Source organism: Bifidobacterium castoris, assembly GCF_003952025.1.
Classification (GTDB): Bacteria; Actinomycetota; Actinomycetes; order Actinomycetales; family Bifidobacteriaceae; genus Bifidobacterium; species Bifidobacterium castoris.
In genome coordinates this window covers 1-19,004 of record NZ_QXGI01000013.1, presented here as the reverse complement: position 1 = coordinate 19,004, position 19,004 = coordinate 1, and the positions used below count along the sequence as shown (strand labels likewise).

14 protein-coding genes are annotated in these 19,004 nt (G+C 64.2%); 12 read left to right on the top strand and 2 right to left on the bottom strand.

What is annotated here, in order from left to right; genetic code table 11:
- Positions 1–51 precede the first annotated feature (51 nt).
- Positions 52–528: a nucleoside deaminase gene (locus D2E22_RS10195; protein ID WP_241218404.1), complete on the top strand. Its 477-nt coding sequence runs from the start codon at positions 52–54 to the stop codon at positions 526–528.
- Positions 529–669: 141 nt separating this feature from the next.
- A complete protein-coding gene (locus D2E22_RS10190) occupies positions 670–2,922 on the top strand; it encodes an alpha-galactosidase (protein WP_126032977.1) in 2,253 nt (750 codons plus the stop codon).
- Here D2E22_RS10190 and D2E22_RS10185 read toward each other — a convergent pair whose 3' ends face one another.
- Positions 2,923–4,125: an ROK family protein gene (locus tag D2E22_RS10185; RefSeq protein ID WP_126032967.1), complete on the bottom strand. Its 1,203-nt coding sequence runs from the start codon at positions 4,123–4,125 to the stop codon at positions 2,923–2,925.
- A 166-nt stretch (positions 4,126–4,291) separates the two neighbouring features.
- On the opposite strand from D2E22_RS10185, the gene D2E22_RS10180 reads away from it, so the two are divergent.
- The 10 genes from D2E22_RS10180 to D2E22_RS10135 all read left to right on the top strand — a co-directional run bounded on the left by D2E22_RS10180 (position 4,292) and on the right by D2E22_RS10135 (position 17,669).
- Positions 4,292–5,587, top strand: a complete 1,296-nt coding sequence (locus D2E22_RS10180) for an ABC transporter substrate-binding protein (protein ID WP_126032966.1) — start codon at positions 4,292–4,294, stop codon at positions 5,585–5,587.
- A 64-nt stretch (positions 5,588–5,651) separates the two neighbouring features.
- Positions 5,652–6,605, top strand: a complete 954-nt coding sequence (locus D2E22_RS10175; RefSeq protein ID WP_126032976.1) for a carbohydrate ABC transporter permease — start codon at positions 5,652–5,654, stop codon at positions 6,603–6,605.
- 4 nt (positions 6,606–6,609) lie between these two features.
- Positions 6,610–7,479, top strand: coding sequence for a carbohydrate ABC transporter permease (locus D2E22_RS10170; RefSeq protein ID WP_126032965.1), 870 nt, complete (start codon positions 6,610–6,612; stop codon positions 7,477–7,479).
- Between the two features lie 589 nt (positions 7,480–8,068).
- Positions 8,069–9,874 (top strand): Sip1-related alpha-galactosidase, encoded by a 1,806-nt coding sequence (locus D2E22_RS10165; protein ID WP_241218402.1) that lies wholly within the window; start codon positions 8,069–8,071, stop codon positions 9,872–9,874.
- 109 nt (positions 9,875–9,983) lie between these two features.
- Complete coding sequence (locus D2E22_RS10160; protein ID WP_126032964.1) at positions 9,984–11,804, top strand: glycoside hydrolase family 13 protein; 1,821 nt, start codon at positions 9,984–9,986, stop codon at positions 11,802–11,804.
- Between the two features lie 252 nt (positions 11,805–12,056).
- Positions 12,057–13,490: a hypothetical protein gene (locus D2E22_RS10155; RefSeq protein WP_126032963.1), complete on the top strand. Its 1,434-nt coding sequence runs from the start codon at positions 12,057–12,059 to the stop codon at positions 13,488–13,490.
- A gap of 8 nt (positions 13,491–13,498) precedes the next feature.
- On the top strand, positions 13,499–14,905 hold the full coding sequence (locus D2E22_RS10150) for a hypothetical protein (protein WP_206431431.1): 1,407 nt from the start codon (positions 13,499–13,501) through the stop codon (positions 14,903–14,905).
- Between the two features lie 182 nt (positions 14,906–15,087).
- Complete coding sequence (ilvA, locus tag D2E22_RS10145; RefSeq protein ID WP_126032962.1) at positions 15,088–16,353, top strand: threonine ammonia-lyase; 1,266 nt, start codon at positions 15,088–15,090, stop codon at positions 16,351–16,353.
- Positions 16,354–16,674: 321 nt separating this feature from the next.
- The gene (locus D2E22_RS10140; RefSeq protein WP_126032961.1) at positions 16,675–17,148 is read left to right on the top strand and encodes a LytTR family DNA-binding domain-containing protein; all 474 of its coding nucleotides are present in this window, start codon (positions 16,675–16,677) and stop codon (positions 17,146–17,148) included.
- 53 nt (positions 17,149–17,201) lie between these two features.
- Positions 17,202–17,669, top strand: coding sequence for a DUF3021 domain-containing protein (locus D2E22_RS10135; protein WP_164518511.1), 468 nt, complete (start codon positions 17,202–17,204; stop codon positions 17,667–17,669).
- Between the two features lie 99 nt (positions 17,670–17,768).
- On the opposite strand, the gene D2E22_RS10130 is transcribed toward D2E22_RS10135, so the two are convergent.
- Positions 17,769–18,527 carry an SIR2 family NAD-dependent protein deacylase gene (locus tag D2E22_RS10130; RefSeq protein ID WP_126032959.1) on the bottom strand — a complete coding sequence of 253 codons (759 nt, stop codon included), beginning with the start codon at positions 18,525–18,527 and terminating at the stop codon, positions 17,769–17,771.
- Positions 18,528–19,004 lie beyond the last annotated feature (477 nt).

Sequence of the window (19,004 nt, the reverse complement as noted above, 5' to 3'; positions counted from 1 at the left end):
TGGAAGGACCGTATCCGAAGGAAGGCCGCCGAACGATGTAAGGAGCCGCTGATGCCGCTGATGCCGATGGACCGCGCGGCAATGCGCGGATGGATGGAGGATGCGCTCGCGCTCGCCGACGAGGCGGCCGCGCACGGCGACGTGCCGGTCGGCGCTGTCATCGTCGACCGGCACGGCCGCCTCGTCGGCACCGGATGCAACCTGCGCGAGCGGGACGCCGATCCGCTCGCCCATGCCGAGATCCTCGCGATGCGTCAGGCCGCCAGCGACCGCGACGATTGGAATCTCGAGGACTGCACTCTCATCGTGACGCTCGAGCCGTGCCCGATGTGCGCGGGGGCGTGCCTGCAGACACATATCGGGCGCATCGTCTTCGGCGCATGGGATGCGAAGCTCGGCGCCTGCGGCTCGGTCTGGGACATCCCGCGCGACCCGCATACAGGCCATGTGCCCGAGGTCGTCGGCGGCGTGCGTGAGCGGGCATGCGCGGCCAGACTCGCCGATTTCTTCCGCGCGCGCCGCGCATGAGCCGGCGTCGGCGGCCGATTTTCTTGCCGACTGCGTGAACACGCCGACGCGTGTCAAGGAATGCGCGAACTCCTAGGATGATCGCCATCGCATATCGGCTGCGGCGATGACGCATGCGCAGCCCGGAGGAAAGGGCGGATGATGGCCACGATCATGGATTTCAACGGAACCTCGAGCGGCGGCGAGGCGGTGCGTGTCGTCTATCTCGAACAGCGTGACGCGCGCGCGGCCTTCGCGTTCGCGATCGTCGGCGACGAGCTGCCGCGTATCGTGCATTGGGGGCGTCCGCTGTCCGATCCGCGCACGCTCGTCTCCTGCGTGGACGCGTTGCGGCCGCAGCGCGTCTCCGGCGCGCTCGACGAGACCGCATGGCCGAGCGTGCTGCCGACGCAGGCCGAGGCGTGGACGGGTTCGCCGCGCTTCGTCGTGCGCGCCGACGGCGTCGAACTGTATTGCCGATTCGCCGTCACCGATGTGCGGATCGACGATGGCGGCGTCGACGTCGCCGCCGAGGACGACGAACAGGGCGTGCGGATCGTCTGGCGTTGCGAACTGCGCGGCAGCGGCCTCGTGCGGCAGCGGCTGACGGTGACGAACATGCGCGCCGAGGCGCTCGAGATCGGCCACGTCGAACTCGCGTTCCCGGTGCCCGCCGACATGGCCGAAGTGCTGACGACGACCGGCCATCATCTGCGCGAACGCTCGCCGCAACGCCAGCCGTTCACGATCGGCCGCTTCCAGAAGGCGAGCATGGTCGGCCGTCCCGATTTCGACGCGTCGCTGCTGCTCAACGCCGGACGCCCCGGCTTCGGCTTCACCGGCGGCGACGTCTACTCGGTGCATGTCGCCTGGAGCGGCAATTCGTTGATGGCCGCCGAACGCCTGCCGTACACGACCGGACTGATCGGCGGCGGCGAGGTGCTCGCCGGCGGCGAGATGACATTGCCCGCGCGCGGCGGCGACGGAGCGGACGGTGCGCCGAAGGACGCCGGCTACACGACGCCGTGGGTCTACGGCTCCTACGGGGAGGGGCTCAACGAGGTCGCCGCGCGCTTCCACGACGAGCTGCGCGCGACGCACGCCCGCTGGCGCGCCGCGCACGGCGTCGCCGACAAGCCGCGCCCGGTCATCCTCAACACCTGGGAGGCCGTCTATTTCAAGCATGACTTCGATACGCTCAAGGTGCTCGCCGACAAGGCCGCCGCCAGCGGCGTCGAACGCTTCGTCGTCGACGACGGATGGTTCGGCGGCCGCCGTGACGACACGGCCGGACTCGGCGACTGGTGGATCGCGCAAGACGTGTGGCCCGACGGCGGACGTTCGCTCAAGGCGCTCGCCGACCACGTGCACGCCAAGGGCATGGAGTTCGGCCTGTGGTTCGAACCGGAGATGGTGAACCCGAATTCGCGGATGTACCGAGAGCATCCCGACTGGGTGCTGCGCCCCACCTCGCACCGTCTGCCGATGCAGGGGCGTAGTCAGCAGGTCGTCGATCTGACGAACCCGGACGCCTACGCCTACGTGTATGGCTGCATGGACGCGCTCGTCGGCGAACTCGGCATCGACTACATCAAATGGGACCACAACAAATACGTGACCGAAGCGGTTTCGCCGCGCACCGGCCGCCCGGCCGTCCACGGGCAGACGCTCGCCGTCTACCGCATCTTCCGTGATCTCAAGGACGCCCATCCTGGCCTCGAGATCGAAAGCTGCTCGTCCGGCGGCGGCCGCGTCGACCTCGCGATCCTCTCGCTCGCCGACCGCATCTGGGCCTCCGACTGCGTCGACCCGGTCGAACGCGCCGACATCCAGCGCTACACGTCGCTGCTCGTGCCGCCGGAGATGATCGGCGAACATGTGGGCGCGAGCCCGGCCCATTCGACGCACCGCGCGACGAGCCAGCGGATGCGCATGGCGATGGCGTTCTTCGGGCATCTCGGCATCGAATGGAACCTGCTCGAGGAGCCGCAGTCGGCGCTCGATGAACTCGGCGTATGGGTGGACGCCTACAAGCGGCATCGCGACGACTTCGCGCACGGCGTCGTCGTGCATGGCGACGCCGCCGATCCGTCCGTGCGCGTCGACGGCGTCGTCAGCGCCGACGGGGCGCGCGCCGTCTACCGTTTCACGCAGCTGACGACGTCGCAGACCTATCCGGCCGCGCCGGTGCGGCTGCCGGGGCTCGACCCGGACGCCGACTATCTGATCAGGCCGCTGCCGTGCAACATCGACAGCGGCGAGCCGTTCACATGGATCGGCAACGGGCAGAGCGCGCTCGGCTGGTGGAACCCCGACGGCGTCGTCATGAATGGTGCGGCGCTCGCCGCCTTCGGTCTGCGTCCGCCGTCGATTCATCCGGCGAACGCCGTGCTGTTCTCCGTTACGCGCATGTGATCAGCTGATGAACGCGGCGATCGCGCGCGCGGCCGCCGCGTCCGACCACAGCCGCCAGCTGAAATCGGGGATCGTGAAGGACACCGGCGCGGCCTGGCTGTGCCGGTAGACGTCGATGCCCTTGCGGATGAACTCGCGGTTCTTCTTCGCGATGAACGAGCTTTCGCCGCTGATGAGCACCTGCGTCGGCATCGCGAGGTTCGAGACGGTCGCGACGAGCACGCCGAGGCGGAAGCACGTGCGCTCGCCGAGGCGGCGCGCCTGCGGCAAGTTCATGCTGAGGTCGTGCGAGAACTCCTCGAAGGTGGTCACCCGACCGACGATGCCCGAATACTCCTCGGCGATCGAATCGGACGTCAGGCACTGCGAACAGCCCACATGTCCGGACGAGCAGCGCGGCCCCTCCGGGTCGATGAGCACATGGCCGGCCAGGCCGTAGCTTTTGTCCGGATTGTCGATCGGGTTGCCCTGATCGGAAAGCGAATAGCCGACGCCGGCGCCCATCGTGATGACGGCGAAGCGCGGAATCCCGATCGCGTCGCCGAACCAGCATTCATACAGCAGGATCGAATCGAGGTCGTTGAACACTTTCGTCGGGATGCCGGTCGCGCGCTGTACGAGCGCGCCCAGATCGACGGCGGCGTCCCAGTACAGGAACGGCGCGAAGGTCACGAGGCGGTCGTCCTCGACATGCCCGCCGAGCGAGAGCCCGATCGCCGTCGGCGCCGGCGTGCCGAGCGCGGCGGCCGTCCGCGCCATGCGCGCGATCTGCGCGACGATCGCATCGGGGGTGCGGTCGGCGATGTCCTCGGTCAGCTCGGCGCCGATCGGTCGGCACATCGTGTTGACCTCGGAGACCGTGATCGCGCCGTCGTGGATGTTGACGCCGAGGAAGACGTGCTCGTCCTCGCGGATGCGCAGCGCCGTCTGCGGCCGGCCGCGCCGGCCGCCCGTGTCATGGGCCGCCACTCCCGTGGGCGGCGTTCCGGCCTGCGCGGCGCCCGCAGGCAGCTCCTCGATGACGCCGTCGTAGATGAGGTCGCTCGTGATGCGAGAAAGCGCCCCCTGGGACAGGTTGAAGATCTGCGCGAGCGGCGTGCGCGCGATCGGCCCGTATTGCATGATGCCACGCGCGACGTCGTGCGTGGCCTGCGACTTGCTGAACCAGTGCGGGAACTCGAGCCGATTCGAATTTGTTTCCATGGGTATATAAATATACGCCGTTTTTCTTGCGCCGTTTTCGGACGCGCGGGACGGTGGGAATGAAATCCGCGCATCCCATACACTGCATGGTGTCGGCGGACGTGATGGAGCGGCCGCCGGTCGAGGAACAGGAACCAGGAACACTGGAACGGACAAGGGAGTCACGATGACATTCGCAACGAACGGCCGGCCGTCGACGCCGCGGCGGCTATGGAAAGGGATCGGCGCCGCGGCATGCGCGGTCGCCGTCGGACTGGCGGCGGCCGGCTGCGGCGCGGCCGGCGCCGATGGGCGGGTCACGCTCGATTTCTTCCAGTTCAAGGCCGAGGCCGCGGACTGGTTCAAGCAGGCGGCCGAGGAATTCGAACGGGACAATCCGGACATCCATATCAACATCAACAATTCCGCGAACGCGCAGACCGATCTGCGCACGCGCTTCGTCAAGGACCGCGTCCCGGACGTCATCACCTTCAACGGCGACTACAGCTTCGGCACCTTCGCGGCGAGCGGCGTCTTCCATGACTTCACCGACGATCCGATCGTCGACGAACTCAACGAGGGCATGGTGGACATCGCGAAGAACCTCGTGCAGACGAAGGACCCCGCGAAGAAACGGCTGTACGGGTTGCCGTTCGCCGGCAACGCGTCCGGCTACATCTACAACAAGGACCTGTTCCGCAAGGTCGGGCTCGATCCGGACGATCCGCCGAAGACGTGGGATGAGTTCAAGGCGATGCTGCAGACGTTCCGCGACGCCGGCATCGACCCCGTCCAGGCGACGCTCGCGGACGCGTGGACGACGCAGGCGCCGCTCGCGTCGCTCGCCGGAACGCTCGTCCCCGAACGCGAATACACGGATCTGCGCAACGGCACGACGACGTTCAAGCGGATCTGGACGGAGCCGGTCGCCAAGGAGATCGAACTGTTCGGCTATGCGGACGGCGAGAAGGGCGTCACCTATCAGCAGGGCACGCAGAACTTCGCGAAAGGCGCCGCCGCCATCCTCCCGCTCGGCACCTATGCGATCCCGCAGATCACGATGATCAACAAGGACATCGATCTCGGTTTCGCGCAGATGCCGGCGACGAACGACGCCGATGGGCAGATCCTCACGGCCGGCGACGACGTGATGCTGACGATGGGCGCCAACAGCAGGCATCCGGAGCAGGCGATGCGTTTCATCCGCTTCCTGATGAGCAAGCAGCAGCTCGAGGATTATGCGCGGGCGCAGTCGGCGATCACGCCGCTCAAAGAGACCTATTTCGGCGATCCGGCGCTGGAGACGGTGCGTCCGTTCTTCGAGAGCAATCGTGTGGCCGATTTCTGCGACCATTACATCCCGTCGTCGATCAACATCGGCGGCTATCTGCAGTCCGCGATCCTGAGCGGCAACGTCAACCAGTTCGTCGATTCGATGCAGAACGAGTGGGACAAGGTGCAGGCCCGCGACTTCCGTGAATGAGAATGCAAGGAAAGGAAGGCCAGAAATGACTTCGTTGACCAACGCCGATCAGCAGGCGCGCGCGATGGAGGACGTGCTTGCGAACGACATCGACACCCGCCGTTCCCGCAGGCCGGCGAGCAAGACGCCGCGCAAGAGGAAGGCTTCGGCGTTCTCCGACCGCAAAGTGGACCATGCCTACTACTGGATGGCCGTGCCGGCCGCGGCGATCTTCGCCGTGTTCCTGTACGTGCCGTTCATCCAAGGCGTGCTGTATTCGTTCACGAACTCGCAAGGCTACGGCGACTACGGTTGGATCGGATTCAAGAACTATACGGCGCTGTTCCATGACGGGCGCGTCGGACACGCCTATCTGTTCACGTTCCTGATCGCCATCGCCATCACCGTGCTCATCAACGTGATCGCCTTGTTCCTTTCGGTCGCGCTCAACGGCAAGATCGCCTGGAAGAACGGCTTCCGCGCCATCTACTTCATTCCGTACACATTGGCGGTGCTCGTCATCGGCTACGTGTTCAAGTACATCTTCATGCAGCCGTTGCCCGCGCTCGGCAAGGCGCTCGGCATCGGATGGCTGAGCGAATCGCTGTTGACGAGCGAACGCCTCGCGTGGATTCCGATCGTCTTCCTCGCCGTGTGGCAGGGCGTCGCCTATTCGGTGCTCATCTACCTCGCCGGTCTGCAGACGGTGGACGCCCAGGTCTACGAGGCCGCCGCGATCGACGGCGCCAATGCGTGGCAGAAGTTCTGGAAGATCACGTTCCCGCTGATCGGACCGTTCTTCACGATCAATCTCGTGCTCACGATGAAGAACGCGCTCGGCACCTTCGACCAGGTCGTCGCGCTCACCGACGGCGGTCCGAACTCGAAGACGGAGACGGTCACCTACCTCATCTGGAAGGGCGGCCTCACCGGCGGTGAATACGCCTATCAGACGGCCAACGCCGTGCTGTTCTTCATCGTCCTCGCGATCATCGCGTTCATCCAGCTCAAGTTCTTCAGCAGCAAAGAGAAGGTGTGAGATCATGACCACCGCAACCACCACCATCGCATCCGCCAACGCCGCGTCCACGGGGTTCCGCAAGGACCGGCACGTCAACTGGTGGCTGACGGCCGTCGTCGCCGTGTTCAGCCTGACGATTCTCGTGCCGCTGTATTTCACCGTCGTCACGGCGCTGAAGACGCCGGCCGAAGCGGGCACCTTCAGCCTGCCGTCGAGCTGGCAGTGGGGCAACTTCGCCGCCGCGTCGGCGAAGGTCGACTATCCGCGCGCCGCGCTCAATTCGGCGATCATCACCGTGCTCGCCGTCTCGCTCACGCTCGTGACGAACACTTTCGTCGCCTACGCGATTGCGCGCAACATGGACAAGCGGTTCTTCCGCTTCCTCTACTACTTCTTCATCGCCGCGATGTTCGTGCCGTTCCCGGTCGTCATGCTGCCGCTCGCCAAGCAGATGGGCTCGTGGCATCTCGACAACCAGGCCGGCCTGATCATCCTCTACGTCATCCTCGGCCTGGGCACGAACCTGTTCATCGCGACCGGTTTCATCCGTTCGATCCCGGTCTCGCTCGAGGAGGCCGCGCGCATTGACGGCGCGAGCACGTGGCGCATCTTCTGGAGGATCATCTTCCCGCTGATGGGGCCGATCAACGCGACGATCGCGATCATGACGGCGCTGTGGGCGTGGAACGACTTCCTGCTGCCGCTCATCATCCTCACCGATCAGAGCAACCAGACGATTCCGCTTGCGCAGTACGTGTTCAGCTCGCAGTTCGCGACGAACTACCCGCAGGCCTTCGCGAGCTACCTGATGGCCATGGCCCCGGTGCTCGTCGTCTACATCTTCGCCCAGAAGTGGGTTGTCGGCGGCGTCATGCGCGGCGCCGTGAAGTAGCCGCGATAGGAAAGAAATACGTACTGAAGACCATCATGCGGTCGGCCCCTCAAGCATGGCCGACCGCATGATATTGAAATAATTCGGATTGTTCAATCGGTTGGCCACATTCCGGCAGATCTCCCGAACGCGTGACGCATTGACGCCTTCGGCCGTTCCGTTATCCCGCCACCCCAGGAGAATGTGCCCCCTGCCTGTTGGCGAAAGAGCATATCGTCTCGAACGTGTCGTCGTGAGGAAGGTCGCGGCACCGTTTATATTCAATCTCCAGCCCTTCGCCGGCGTCGAGAAGACGGCTGATGAGATCGGCCTCTTCCGGGTGGCTGCTGTATCCATATGGATAACAGAGTGACATGATACCTTCGTTAAGGACAGATAAAGACATCATTAGTGACATTGTCATGTGTGATGTCCTTTATACGTCAGGAGTCAGTTCTCGTGCTAAGGTCAGCCATCAGTGTCGTTGGTTTCCGGATTGATTGCTTTGTTTCGTCAACGAACGACGACAGATTGGGATGCGGGTAGGATTTGGACGTGTGGCGGGTTCGGCTATGATATCGGGGACATCGGCGCGCGAAGGAGCATGCATATGACGAGACGACTGCCGGAGGTCGCGTCAGTGACCGCGCATACCGAATGCGGAACCGCGGGGGAGTGCGATACGCGGACGCTCCCTCTCGAATCGGTCGACGTGCGCGGCGACGGTGAACTCGTCGAGATCGCCGTGCAAGCGCAGTTGCCCGTCGGCAATCCGATCCTCGAGTACCCGACGTTCCGCGCATCGCGCGCGCTCACGGTGATGTGCGCGCTGCCCGAGGACGCGCTGCCGATGCCGGAGGCACCGATGCTGTGCCTGTATCAGCACAAGGAATGGTGGATGCGTCCGACATGGGTGGGCGGCTTCGCGAACGTGCCGCCACGCACGCAGCTGCTGCTGTGGCGTGCCGCGGACCAACAGTGGCATCTGCTGCTTGCGGCGAGCGACGGAGCATGCCGCGCCGATATCCGCGGCGCCGAGGGATGTGCGGCCGGCGTGGCGATCGACGTGTCGACGAATCAGGTGGGGCATACGACTGTGGAGGGTCTGGCACTGTTGTATGCGCATGGTGACGACCCGTACATGCTCATTGAACGATGCACGCGGCGCGCAGCACGGGCCAACGGCATCGCAATGCGCGAGGGACGGCGGTTCCCCGAGGCGTTGCGCGGTCTCGGATGGTGCACATGGGATTCGCTTGGACAGCAGGTGAGCGAGGAGGGGATCCTCGCCAAGATGGAGGAGTTTCGGCGTCTGCAGGTGCCGATCTCATGGGTGCTCATCGATGACGGCTGGTCGCAGACCGAGAACAACCGGCTGCAAGGCTTCGGGGCCGACCGGACGCGATTCCCCGAAGGCCTCGCCCATACGGTGGACGTGCTCAAGCGGGATTACGGCGTGCGGCATGTGGGCGTATGGCAGGCGTTCCACGGCTATTGGGGAGGCGTCGACCCCGATGCCATCGAATCGCGCCGGTGCGGGCACATGCTTGAGACGCTGCCGAACGGCATGACCGTGCCGTCCTCGCGGCCGCCGTCGGATGTATCGACGGCCGGCGGACGCCACGTCGGCTCCGACGGCGAACGATTCTGGCGGCATTGGGATGAGGGGCTGGCCCACGACGGCATCGACTTCGTCAAGGTGGATTCGCAAAGCACGATACCGGTGCTCACGCGCGGCATCGAATCCTTCGCCGCGCTGCGCGAACGGCACAAGGCGCTCGACCGGGTCTGCGCCGAGGTGTTCGATTCCGCGCTCATCAACTGCATGGGCATGGCGCCTGAGAACTACTGGAGCCGCCCGACGTCGCCGATCACGCGCACAAGCGACGACTTCTTCCCACGCATCCCCGAATCGCTGCCCGAACACGCAATCGAGAACGCCTACTGCTCGCTGCTCATGGGCCGCCTCTACCACTGTGACTGGGACATGTTCTGGACGAAGCACCCCGACGCGCGGGTGCACGCATGGCTGCGCTGGTTCAGCGGTGGTCCGATCTACTGCTCCGATGCGCTCGGCGAAACCGATCCGGAAACGCTGCGGCCGTTCTTCGACGAAGACGGCGTGCTGACACATCCCGACGGCGTGGGCGTACCGGTCATAGGCAGTTTGCTCGCCGATCCGGTGCATTCCACCGTGCCCCTTGGCGTCCGCAACACCTTCCGTGGCGAAGAGGTCGTGATGTTCATCGGGCTGAACACAGACGCGCGGCAGACCGCACATATCCATGCAGGCGATGCGGCATGCACGGTGCGAAACCTCGAAAACGGCGCATGCACGCAGGTCAATGCAGGCGAGACGTTCGACATCGAACTGGGGTACGGCGAATACGCCGTGCTCGCCGTGGCCGGCGCATAAATACTTTCCCACACGCCCATAGCAAACAGCGAATGGGAAACTAATTCACCGCCGACTAGTATGGGCACATCTCAAAATCGTTGAAATACCAAGCAAAGGAGCCGCACCCATGACCACACTCAACCGTTCCGCGTTACCCGATTCCGCGCGCACGAACGGCGCCACGCCGAACCCGTGGTGGGCGAACGCCGTCGTCTACCAGATCTATCCGCGCAGCTTCCAGGATTCCAACGGCGACGGCATCGGCGACCTCAAAGGCATCACGAGCCGTCTCGACTACATCGCCGACCTCGGCGTCGACGTCATCTGGCTCAGCCCCGTCTACCAGTCCCCGCAGGACGACAACGGCTACGACATCTCCGACTATCAGGCGATCGACCCGATCTTCGGCACGATGGAGGACATGGACGAGCTGCTCGAGCAGGCGCATGCCCGCGGCATCAAAGTGATTATGGACCTCGTCGTCAACCACACCTCCGACGAGCATGCATGGTTCCAGGAGTCGCGCGACCCGGAGTCGGACAAGGCGGACTGGTACTGGTGGCGTCCGGCGCGCGAAGGCAAGACGCCTGGCGAACCGGGGGCCGAACCCAACCAGTGGGGCTCGTATTTCGGCGGCTCCGCCTGGCAGTACGACGAACAGCGCGGCGAATACTTCCTGCACCAGTATTCGAAGAAGCAGCCGGACCTCAACTGGGAGAACCCGGCCGTGCGCAAGGCCGTGTACGACATGATGAACTGGTGGATGGACCGCGGCATCGACGGCTTCCGCATGGACGTCATCACGCAGATCTCGAAGGTCGTCGACGCCGACGGCCGTCTGCCCGGCGAGCCCGGCAGCACGATCGACGACTACCCGGCGGGCGAGGAAGGCTATTCGTCGCCGTATCCGTTCTGCTCCGACGGCCCGCGCATCGACGAGTTCCTCAAGGAGATGCGCCGTGAGGTCTTCGAGAAGCGCGGCGGCTACATGAACGTCGGCGAAGCCCCGGGCGTCGACGCCGTGCGCAACGAATTCATCACCGATCCTGCGAACAAGGAACTCGACATGCTGTTCCTCTTCGACCACGTCGGCATCGACCAGGGCGACTCGAAGTGGGACATCGTCAAATTCGACGTGCGCCACCTGCGCGAACAGCTCAAGGCGCAGCAGGAGGCCGTGCACGATCGCGGCTGGGCGAGCCTGTTCACCTGCAACCACGACCAGCCGCGTGTCGTCACCCGCTGGGGCGACGACACGAGCGAGGAGATGCGCGCACGCTCCGCGAAGGCCTTCGGCATGCTCATCCATCTGCACCGCGGCACCCCGTACATCTATCAGGGCGAGGAACTCGGCATGACCGGCGCGCACTTCACGAAGCTCGACCAGTACCGCGACCTCGAATCGATCAACGCCTACCGTCAGCGCGTCGAAGAGGCGAAGGTGCAGCCGAAGGAATCGATGATGGAGGCGCTCGCGCTCTTCGGGCGTGACAACGCGCGCACGCCGATGCAGTGGGACGGCTCGAAGTACGCGGGATTCACGGCGGTCGACGCGAAGGGCGAACCGTGGATCTCGGTGAACCCGAACCACGTCGAGATCAACGCGGCCGCGCAGTTCGACGATCCGGACTCCGTGTACGCGTTCTACAAGAAGCTCGTCAACCTGCGGCACAACAGCGCGCTTGTCGCCGCCGGCGCATGGGAGCTCGTCGACGACAACGATGAGGCGGTGTACGCGTTCACACGCACACTGGGGGAGAGCCGCATGCTCGTCATGATCAACCTGAGCGGGCACCATGCGGCGCTGCCTGCACATGCGCAGGAGTTGTTGCGCAATGGTGTGACGGAGGACCATGTGGTGCTGAGCACCTATGACGCGATCCACAGTGTCAAGTCCATCGCCAAGGGAGAGCTTTCCGAGTGGGAAGGCGTCGTTGTGCAGTTGTGACGGCGTTCAAGTACTAAAAAACCGGCCCTTGAGGCCGGTTTTTTAGTATGCCCGATCCATCTTGGCTGGGGAGGAGCATTTTCCGGGGATCCCTCGGGTATGAGGGCTGAAAACCATGCCATGTATGGCCGCCCGTACTGGCCCTGTCCCAAGAAAATGCTCCTTCCCAGCTGAGATGGGTATGGCGCAGGTGCCCAGCCACTACAATGTTGGTAATCTTAACGAGTGTGTCCAATACGAGGGGATCCACATATGGGCGACGCAGCTGTACTTGACCTGACCATCGGCAATGATGATGACTATGCGTTCGGCGCGTACATCGCCCAAGCTACCGAGACCGCGCAAGCGGAATTGGATCAGCTGGATGACATCATCGCTTTGGCTGAACGGCTGCAGCCCGAATGTGACCAACTCGACTATGCGTTGGCCGCCGGCTCGGGCGCACTCTGCGGCGTGATTGACATCTTCTGCGTGGGTGCGCCAAGGGACTCAAAACTACAGGGGCCGGCGTTGCAGTGGATGCGGCGCACTACGGTGACCTTTGCGAAACTGTGTGGTTGGAACGGCGAACAAGCCGGCATCCAATCAGCCGTGGCATTCCTTGCAACCAAGTTCCTTGCCGACTCCGGTTCCCCCCATGCCCGGAAACTCGGCCTGTTGTTCGAGGAAGACATCGACCCGGAAAGCCGGGGCAGATCGTTCCGTGCGTTCGGGCGCGAATCGTCGTTGCTCGGCGTCTTCTTCGCCATTCTCGGCGAATTCACCAACACCGCCCCTGCCGGAGGGGCGGGCAAACTCCACTTCATGCATGACAAGGACGCAGGTGCCGGTTTGCATGGCAACACACCTGCAGAGAAGATTTTCTGCGGCATCGCCAATTGGCTGGGGTACCAGTTGTTCAGCCGGTACGACGCCGTTGAGGCCATGCAGCAGGCGCTGCCCGCACTGGGCATTCCCACCCCGGTGTGGACTATGATCAAGCAATACGCCATGCAGGCCCGAGACGTTCCACTGCCCGCACCCAGGTTTCTTGAGCGCTTCCAGCAGCTCGCCAATCAGGTCTACGAGCAGGGGTATGACGTTCGGTTCCTCGCCGCGCAATCCGTTCCGGTATTGCTCAACGAGGCCATCACCCGGCTGTTCTACGCCGTCCGTCGGCTGTTCGCCTACGCCAGTTCCACCAACCCCAGTGATTTCTCCATGCAAGCCATGTGGGAGGCGTGCGAACCGTTTTCCAATTCGACCGTGCAGCGCATGCTCACGGTGGCGCATGGCACGTTCTGCCTGTTGGACACCACGGATGCCGCAATCCGTGGAGCTGTCACCGGCGCCGGCACATTCAACGTGCGGGAATTCATGATGCGGCTCAACCTGGTGGGGGCCGGCCGGTTCGCCATCAGTCTATACGGCGAGGGCGTGCGGGCGATGACATTGCAGACCGCCGGCCCAAACGCGGAATTCGCTCGGCGCGAGCGCACGATCGTCGAAGACTATCTTGATGGTCTGCGCGAACTCGGCAGGTTGTACGACGACCGCCACTTGGTTGATTTCACCGAGGACTTCAAACGCAGCGCGCCATATGAGCGCGCATTCGCAAAATCCGTGCAGTTGGCGCAACTGCGCAAGGTGCCGGAGGAGCGCATTCTGGCGTCCAAATCCGACATTGACGCATATTTCAACAACTAGGAGCAACCATGGGCAATTTCTTCGACAATATGGGCAATGCGTTCAACGAGATCGGCAAGAACGTGAGCAAAGCCACAGGGGACGTGGTGAACAATGTCGGCAAGGCCGCCGGCGATGTGGGCAACAACATCTCCCGGGCCGCAGGCGAGGCGGGCCGCAACATCAACAACTTCGCAGGTGATGTGGGGCGCAATGTCTCATCCGCTGCGGAAAACGTGTCGCACAACGTGGGGGCTTTCGCTTCCCGGGTGGGGGAGAACGTCTCCAAAACCGCCGGAGGCATCAACCGCAATATCCAGGACGCCTTCGAGAAGAAACCCTCGAAGATGGAGGAGGCGCGCAATGAGGCGCAACAGGCGTTGGACAAGGTGAACGAACAGATCGTCGAATTGGGGGAACGTGACGCGCGGCTTTTCGACAACCTCAACGAGATCCAGGCTTGCTTCGACGCCATTCGGAACATTCCCGCCGAGCAGCGTCTCCAGTACGAGGAGCTGAAGAAGATCCGCCTCGAATGGAAGCAGCAGGCGCAAAAGATCGAAGATGATTACAAAAAAGCGATACTGAAGAACGCCGGTGCGGGTGCCGCCGGCGTGGGTGCGGGCGTGGCCTTCGTGGCGCTCGCGCCCGCAGCCGCCATGGGCATCGCCACCACGTTCGGCGTGGCATCCACTGGCACCGCCATCTCCGCGCTGAGCGGCGCCGCGGCAACCAACGCGGCGCTCGCGTGGCTCGGCGGCGGCGCGTTGGCGGCTGGCGGCGGCGGCATGGCCGCCGGCAACGCATTCCTTGCCTTGTGTGGCCCGGTTGGTTGGGCAATCGCCGGCGTCGCGCTGCTCGGCAGCGGCTTCTTGCTGTACAAGGGCAACGAAGAGAAGAAGAAGCTCGAGAACGTGTTCATCCTGATCGGCAAACGCGATGCCAAGTCGTATAAGCTGGCGGAAACGGAGCTCAAGGAGCGCATTGCGCGCATAGGCGATGAGAATCCCCGCCTTGACGAGGCCACTGCGCGCACGAAGTCGTTCGGGCTGGACTACAACCAGATGACCGAAGCCCAGCAGTATGAACTTGGGTCGTACGTGAACCTGATGAACGCCTCCACGCAATTGCTGGTGAATCCGATTCTGGGACTGCAGCCGAAGGTCACCCCAGAAGACCTGACCGAGTTCGGGCTCTCCACAGGCAAGCACTTCGACAAGAAGCACAGCGCGGCCATTGTCTCGTTGGCCAATCTGCTGTACAGGGTCGACATCGACGACACCGACCGCAGGCTGTTGGGCAACGCATTCTCGAAGAACAAGGGTTTCCTGCGGTCGGCGCATTTGGACAAGAAGGATTTCGACCCGTCGGTGTTGACGACGGTGAATGAACTGCTGCTGTGGGAATACGGCAAGGACGCCGCGGGCAAGCGGTAGAAGCCGCCGGCTCCGAGCCGTTAGGCATGCAAAAACGTTTCCCGCGAAACATGCTCCCGGCGAAGGATACGCTGTGGGCTGAGCCCCGCAGTTCGCGTCTTTCGCCCGCCCATCTCACCCGCGCGGCCACTAGGCGGACGCAGCGCTGGCAGTTGCTGCGCGGAACCCTACAATAGCGGCTTATGGAACAAAAAGATGTATTGCAGGCGATGCGGCATGACCATGCCGCCGAACTGAAACTGGCCGCCGAACGACTTGAGGGAACCGCGAAGCATACGCAGCTCATCGCATCCCCGGTGCTGTCCGAGATGACCGGCCATACGATTCTGCTCAAGCCGGAGAACCTGCAGGTCACCGGTTCGTTCAAGATTCGCGGCGCCTACAACAAGATCGCATCTTTGACCGATGACGAGCTCGCCCGCGGCATCGTCACCGCGTCGGCCGGCAACCATGCGCAGGGCGTCGCGTACGCGGCGCGCGAACGCGGAGCGAAGGCGACGATCCTGATGCCGCAGATCACGCCGCCGCTTAAGGTGGACGCCACCAAGGCGTACGGCGCGGACGTCGTGCTGCACGGCGATGTCTTCGACGAGGCCGCCGCCTACGCCATCGAGCTTTCCCAGAGCGAGGGCATGACCTATGTGCCGCCCTTCGACGACTACGAGGTGCTGTGCGGGCAGGGTACGATCGCGATGGAGATCCTCGAGGATTGCCCCGAGGTCACCGACATCGTCGTGCCGCTCGGCGGAGGCGGCCTGGGCGCGGGCGTCGCGCTCGCCGTCAAGACCTTCCGCCCCGACGTGCGCGTCATCGGCGCCATCCCCGAGGGATCGCCCGCGTGGCGCAAGTCGCTCGACTCCGCCCGCGTCGTCGCCGCGGACAAGGTCGTCACGTCGGCCGAAGGCGTCGCCGTGCGCCGCCCGGGCGACCTGACCTTCGCGTTGCTCAACGAGTTCCTCGACGACCTCATCGAGGTCTCCGAACGTGACATCAACGAGATGATCCTGCTCATGCTCGAAAAACACAAGATGGTCGTCGAGGCGGCCGGCGCCGTCTCGCTCGCCGCGCTCGAGCACCTCAACCTGCGCTCGCGCAAGTTCGCCGAAGCGGCAGGGGAGCACGTCGTCGTCCCGATCATGTCCGGCGGCAACATCGACACCGTCACGATCGGCGCCGTCATCCAGAAGGGCATGATCGCGCGCGGCCGCATCATGAATTTCGAGGTCGAGCTGCCGGACACCCCGGGTCAGCTCGTCAAGGTCGCAACGATCCTCGCGAAGGCGCGCGCGAACGTCATCGCGCTCGACCACGACCAGTTCAAGGCGAACGGCCACTACACGAATTCGGTCGCGCTCGGCGTCACCGTGGAGACGAACGGGCCCGAGCATATCGAGCAGGTGCTGCAGATGATGCGCGACGCCGGATACACGCCGAAGCGCATCTACTGAACGCATGCCCGGCGCGGCGGTATGCTCCGCCGATGTTCCACACGGTGTTCCACGTGCAACACCGTGCCGAGGGCGACCGTCTGCAACGTCGATGAGAGGCCGGATACGGGGATTTTCTCCCGTATCCGGCCTCTCATCGTCTGCGCTGGACGCACGCCGCTTGTCGCGTGAAACGCGCCGCTTGTCGGAACGCCGGGGTTTCGCCTGCGCACCGCGGATACGGTGGAGGTGACGCATCCGAACAGGGGGCGCGGGCATCCGCTTGCACGTCCCATATCGCGGGCGAATCGAGACGAACGCAGATCGAGGAGGAGCAAGGCCATGCGAGTCGAATTGTCGGTGGATCCGGCGGTTGCACACGAGAAGGCGCGTATCACGGCGCGCATGTCGAGCGACGACCTCGAGCGGGCGGTGCGACTGCTCGCCGCGATCGGCGACGACTCCACCGTTGTCGAACAAGGCGGCGGCCTGCATGACGCCGTCGTCGGCAGACGCGGCGGTAGCAGCGTCGTCGTGCCGATCGCGGATGTGTACGTCGCTCGCGCCGACGACGGCGCCGTGCAGCTCGTGACGGCGAAGGGCGTGCTGAGGACGAACAGCCGTCTCTACGAACTCGAGGAGCGGCTGGGCGCTGATTTCGTCCGCATCGGCAAATCCGCGATCGTCAATCTCAACGCCATCGACAGTGTCGAACCCGGTTTCGGCGGCGCATACGGCGTGCGGATGATCGACGGCACCCTCGAATGGATCTCGCGACGGTACCTCGGCGCGTTCAAGGCCGCGCTCGGCATGTGAGGGCTTTCCGGACGCGACGACCAACGACAACGAACAGTCTGAAGGAGGCTGAAATGACCACGAACACGAACAACGGCGGAGCGAACGTCCCCGCTATCGGCCGTGCGCTGGCGAAATACACGGCCGTCGGCATCGGCATCGCCGCATTCATCGCGATGGCCTTCTCTGGAGTCGCGGGACTCGTGATGGGAGGCGAGACCGGCGCGATGCTCGTCAAGCAGTTCGCGGCGATGCTCGCCATCGGCGTCGCGTACGGCGCGCCGGCCGTCGTGTGGCTCAGCGACCGTCTTGCGAAGTGGGCGCAGATGCTCATCGCGCTCGCGCCGGGCACCGTCGTCTACATGCTGATCGCCTGGTGGATCGGCTGGATCCCTCGTCAGTACGGCGTGTGGGCGGTCGTCAGCGTCGTCGTGTTCATTCTGGTGTTCACGGCGATTATCTCGGCGATCTGCGGCGTCGTGTTCCGCGCCGATGTTCGCCGCATGAACGCGCGGCTCGAGCTGCGTCGCGGGCGTCGGTGAGCCGCGCGGCGGGTCGGCGCCCGTCGCTGCGCCGGACCCATCGCGCACCGTACGGTACAGCGGTGCGCGCCGCCGTCGGGGCCGCGCGCCGCCCGTCGCTCATTCCCGATTCGCGGCAATCGTCTCCTCGACGAGCTGCGGCAGCGCGACGGCGATGTCGTCGTGGATGAGCCGGTTGGCGAGCGAATCGTACTGGGTGCGTCCCATGTTCATGATCGTGATCGACGTGCCCGCCTGCGCGGCCGCCGGCACGATGCTCGCCGCCGGGAACACCTCGAGCGTCGAACCGACGACCCACAGTTCATCCGCCTGCTGCGCGGCGCGGATCGACCGTTCCATCGCGCCTTCCGGCAGCATTTCGCCGAAGTAGACGACGTCCGTTTTGAGCAGCCCGTTGCAGGGCATGTTGCCGCTGTATGGCAGCCTGCGATGGCAGTGCGGGTCCGGCTCCTCGTCGAGCCGTGCCATGATGTCCGCCGTGTCGTAGCCGGCATGGCATTTGAGGCAGTGCGATGTGCCGATCGTGCCGTGCAGGTTCACGATCCTGTCGGGGCTGTTGCCCGCCTTTTCGTGCAGCGCATCGAAGTTCTGCGTCGCGATGAGGCTGAGCAGTCCCGCCTTCTCGAGGTCGACGAGCGCGTAGTGCGCCGCGCCGGGCTGCGCGTTCCACACCGGTGACTCCTTCTGCCACCGCCATGAGTATTCTCGCGCCTCCTTGTCGCTGAGAAAGGCGTCGATGTCGTACACCTGCATCTGATCGGGGTGTTTCGTCCATACGCCGTCAGGCCCTCGGAAATCCGGGATTCCCGCCGATGTGGAGATGCCTGCTCCGGTGAACACCATGATCTTCTTCGCCATGTCGCGCTCCTGTTCCTGTGTCCGCTGCCGACGGCCATCGCGTGCGCGGTGCGGCCGCCACCGTTGTCTACAGGCTTACCATGAACGGCGCCGGTGCCCGGAGCGTCTATGCGCAGCGGGGAGGGGGCGGCCTCCTGATGCTGGTGGCGATTCGGTGGTTGGTGTGTGACACGCCGGTGGTGGGGTTGTTGTGGTGTGTTGTGGTGGTGGTTGGGTGGTGTGTTGTGGTGTTGGTGGTGGGGTTGTGGGGTGTTTTCGACACGCCGGTGGTTGTGTGTGTTTTCAGGGGTTTTGGGGTGTTTTGGTTGGGGTGGGTTTGCGTTTTGGTTTGGGTTCGTGTAAGTTATTCATCTTGCTGCCGGTTGGTGAGCTTCGGGACTGGGTTCCGGTGTGATCTGGCTGTGTGTGGTGGTTTGAGAACTCAATAGTGTGTACTGTACTACTTCATCATGCGACCCTTTTTGTGGTTGTGTGGTG

What these genes read in the sequence shown, in the direction of transcription:
- D2E22_RS10195 (WP_241218404.1), top strand. Translation starts at nt 52, where the DNA reads ATGCCGCTGATGCCGATGGACCGCGCGGCAATGCGCGGATGGATGGAG.
- D2E22_RS10190 (WP_126032977.1), top strand. Translation starts at nt 670, where the DNA reads ATGGCCACGATCATGGATTTCAACGGAACCTCGAGCGGCGGCGAGGCG.
- D2E22_RS10185 (WP_126032967.1), bottom strand. Translation starts at nt 4,125, where the DNA reads ATGGAAACAAATTCGAATCGGCTCGAGTTCCCGCACTGGTTCAGCAAG.
- D2E22_RS10180 (WP_126032966.1), top strand. Translation starts at nt 4,292, where the DNA reads ATGACATTCGCAACGAACGGCCGGCCGTCGACGCCGCGGCGGCTATGG.
- D2E22_RS10175 (WP_126032976.1), top strand. Translation starts at nt 5,652, where the DNA reads ATGGAGGACGTGCTTGCGAACGACATCGACACCCGCCGTTCCCGCAGG.
- D2E22_RS10170 (WP_126032965.1), top strand. Translation starts at nt 6,610, where the DNA reads ATGACCACCGCAACCACCACCATCGCATCCGCCAACGCCGCGTCCACG.
- D2E22_RS10165 (WP_241218402.1), top strand. Translation starts at nt 8,069, where the DNA reads ATGACGAGACGACTGCCGGAGGTCGCGTCAGTGACCGCGCATACCGAA.
- D2E22_RS10160 (WP_126032964.1), top strand. Translation starts at nt 9,984, where the DNA reads ATGACCACACTCAACCGTTCCGCGTTACCCGATTCCGCGCGCACGAAC.
- D2E22_RS10155 (WP_126032963.1), top strand. Translation starts at nt 12,057, where the DNA reads ATGGGCGACGCAGCTGTACTTGACCTGACCATCGGCAATGATGATGAC.
- D2E22_RS10150 (WP_206431431.1), top strand. Translation starts at nt 13,499, where the DNA reads ATGGGCAATTTCTTCGACAATATGGGCAATGCGTTCAACGAGATCGGC.
- ilvA (WP_126032962.1), top strand. Translation starts at nt 15,088, where the DNA reads ATGGAACAAAAAGATGTATTGCAGGCGATGCGGCATGACCATGCCGCC.
- D2E22_RS10140 (WP_126032961.1), top strand. Translation starts at nt 16,675, where the DNA reads ATGCGAGTCGAATTGTCGGTGGATCCGGCGGTTGCACACGAGAAGGCG.
- D2E22_RS10135 (WP_164518511.1), top strand. Translation starts at nt 17,202, where the DNA reads ATGACCACGAACACGAACAACGGCGGAGCGAACGTCCCCGCTATCGGC.
- D2E22_RS10130 (WP_126032959.1), bottom strand. Translation starts at nt 18,527, where the DNA reads ATGGCGAAGAAGATCATGGTGTTCACCGGAGCAGGCATCTCCACATCG.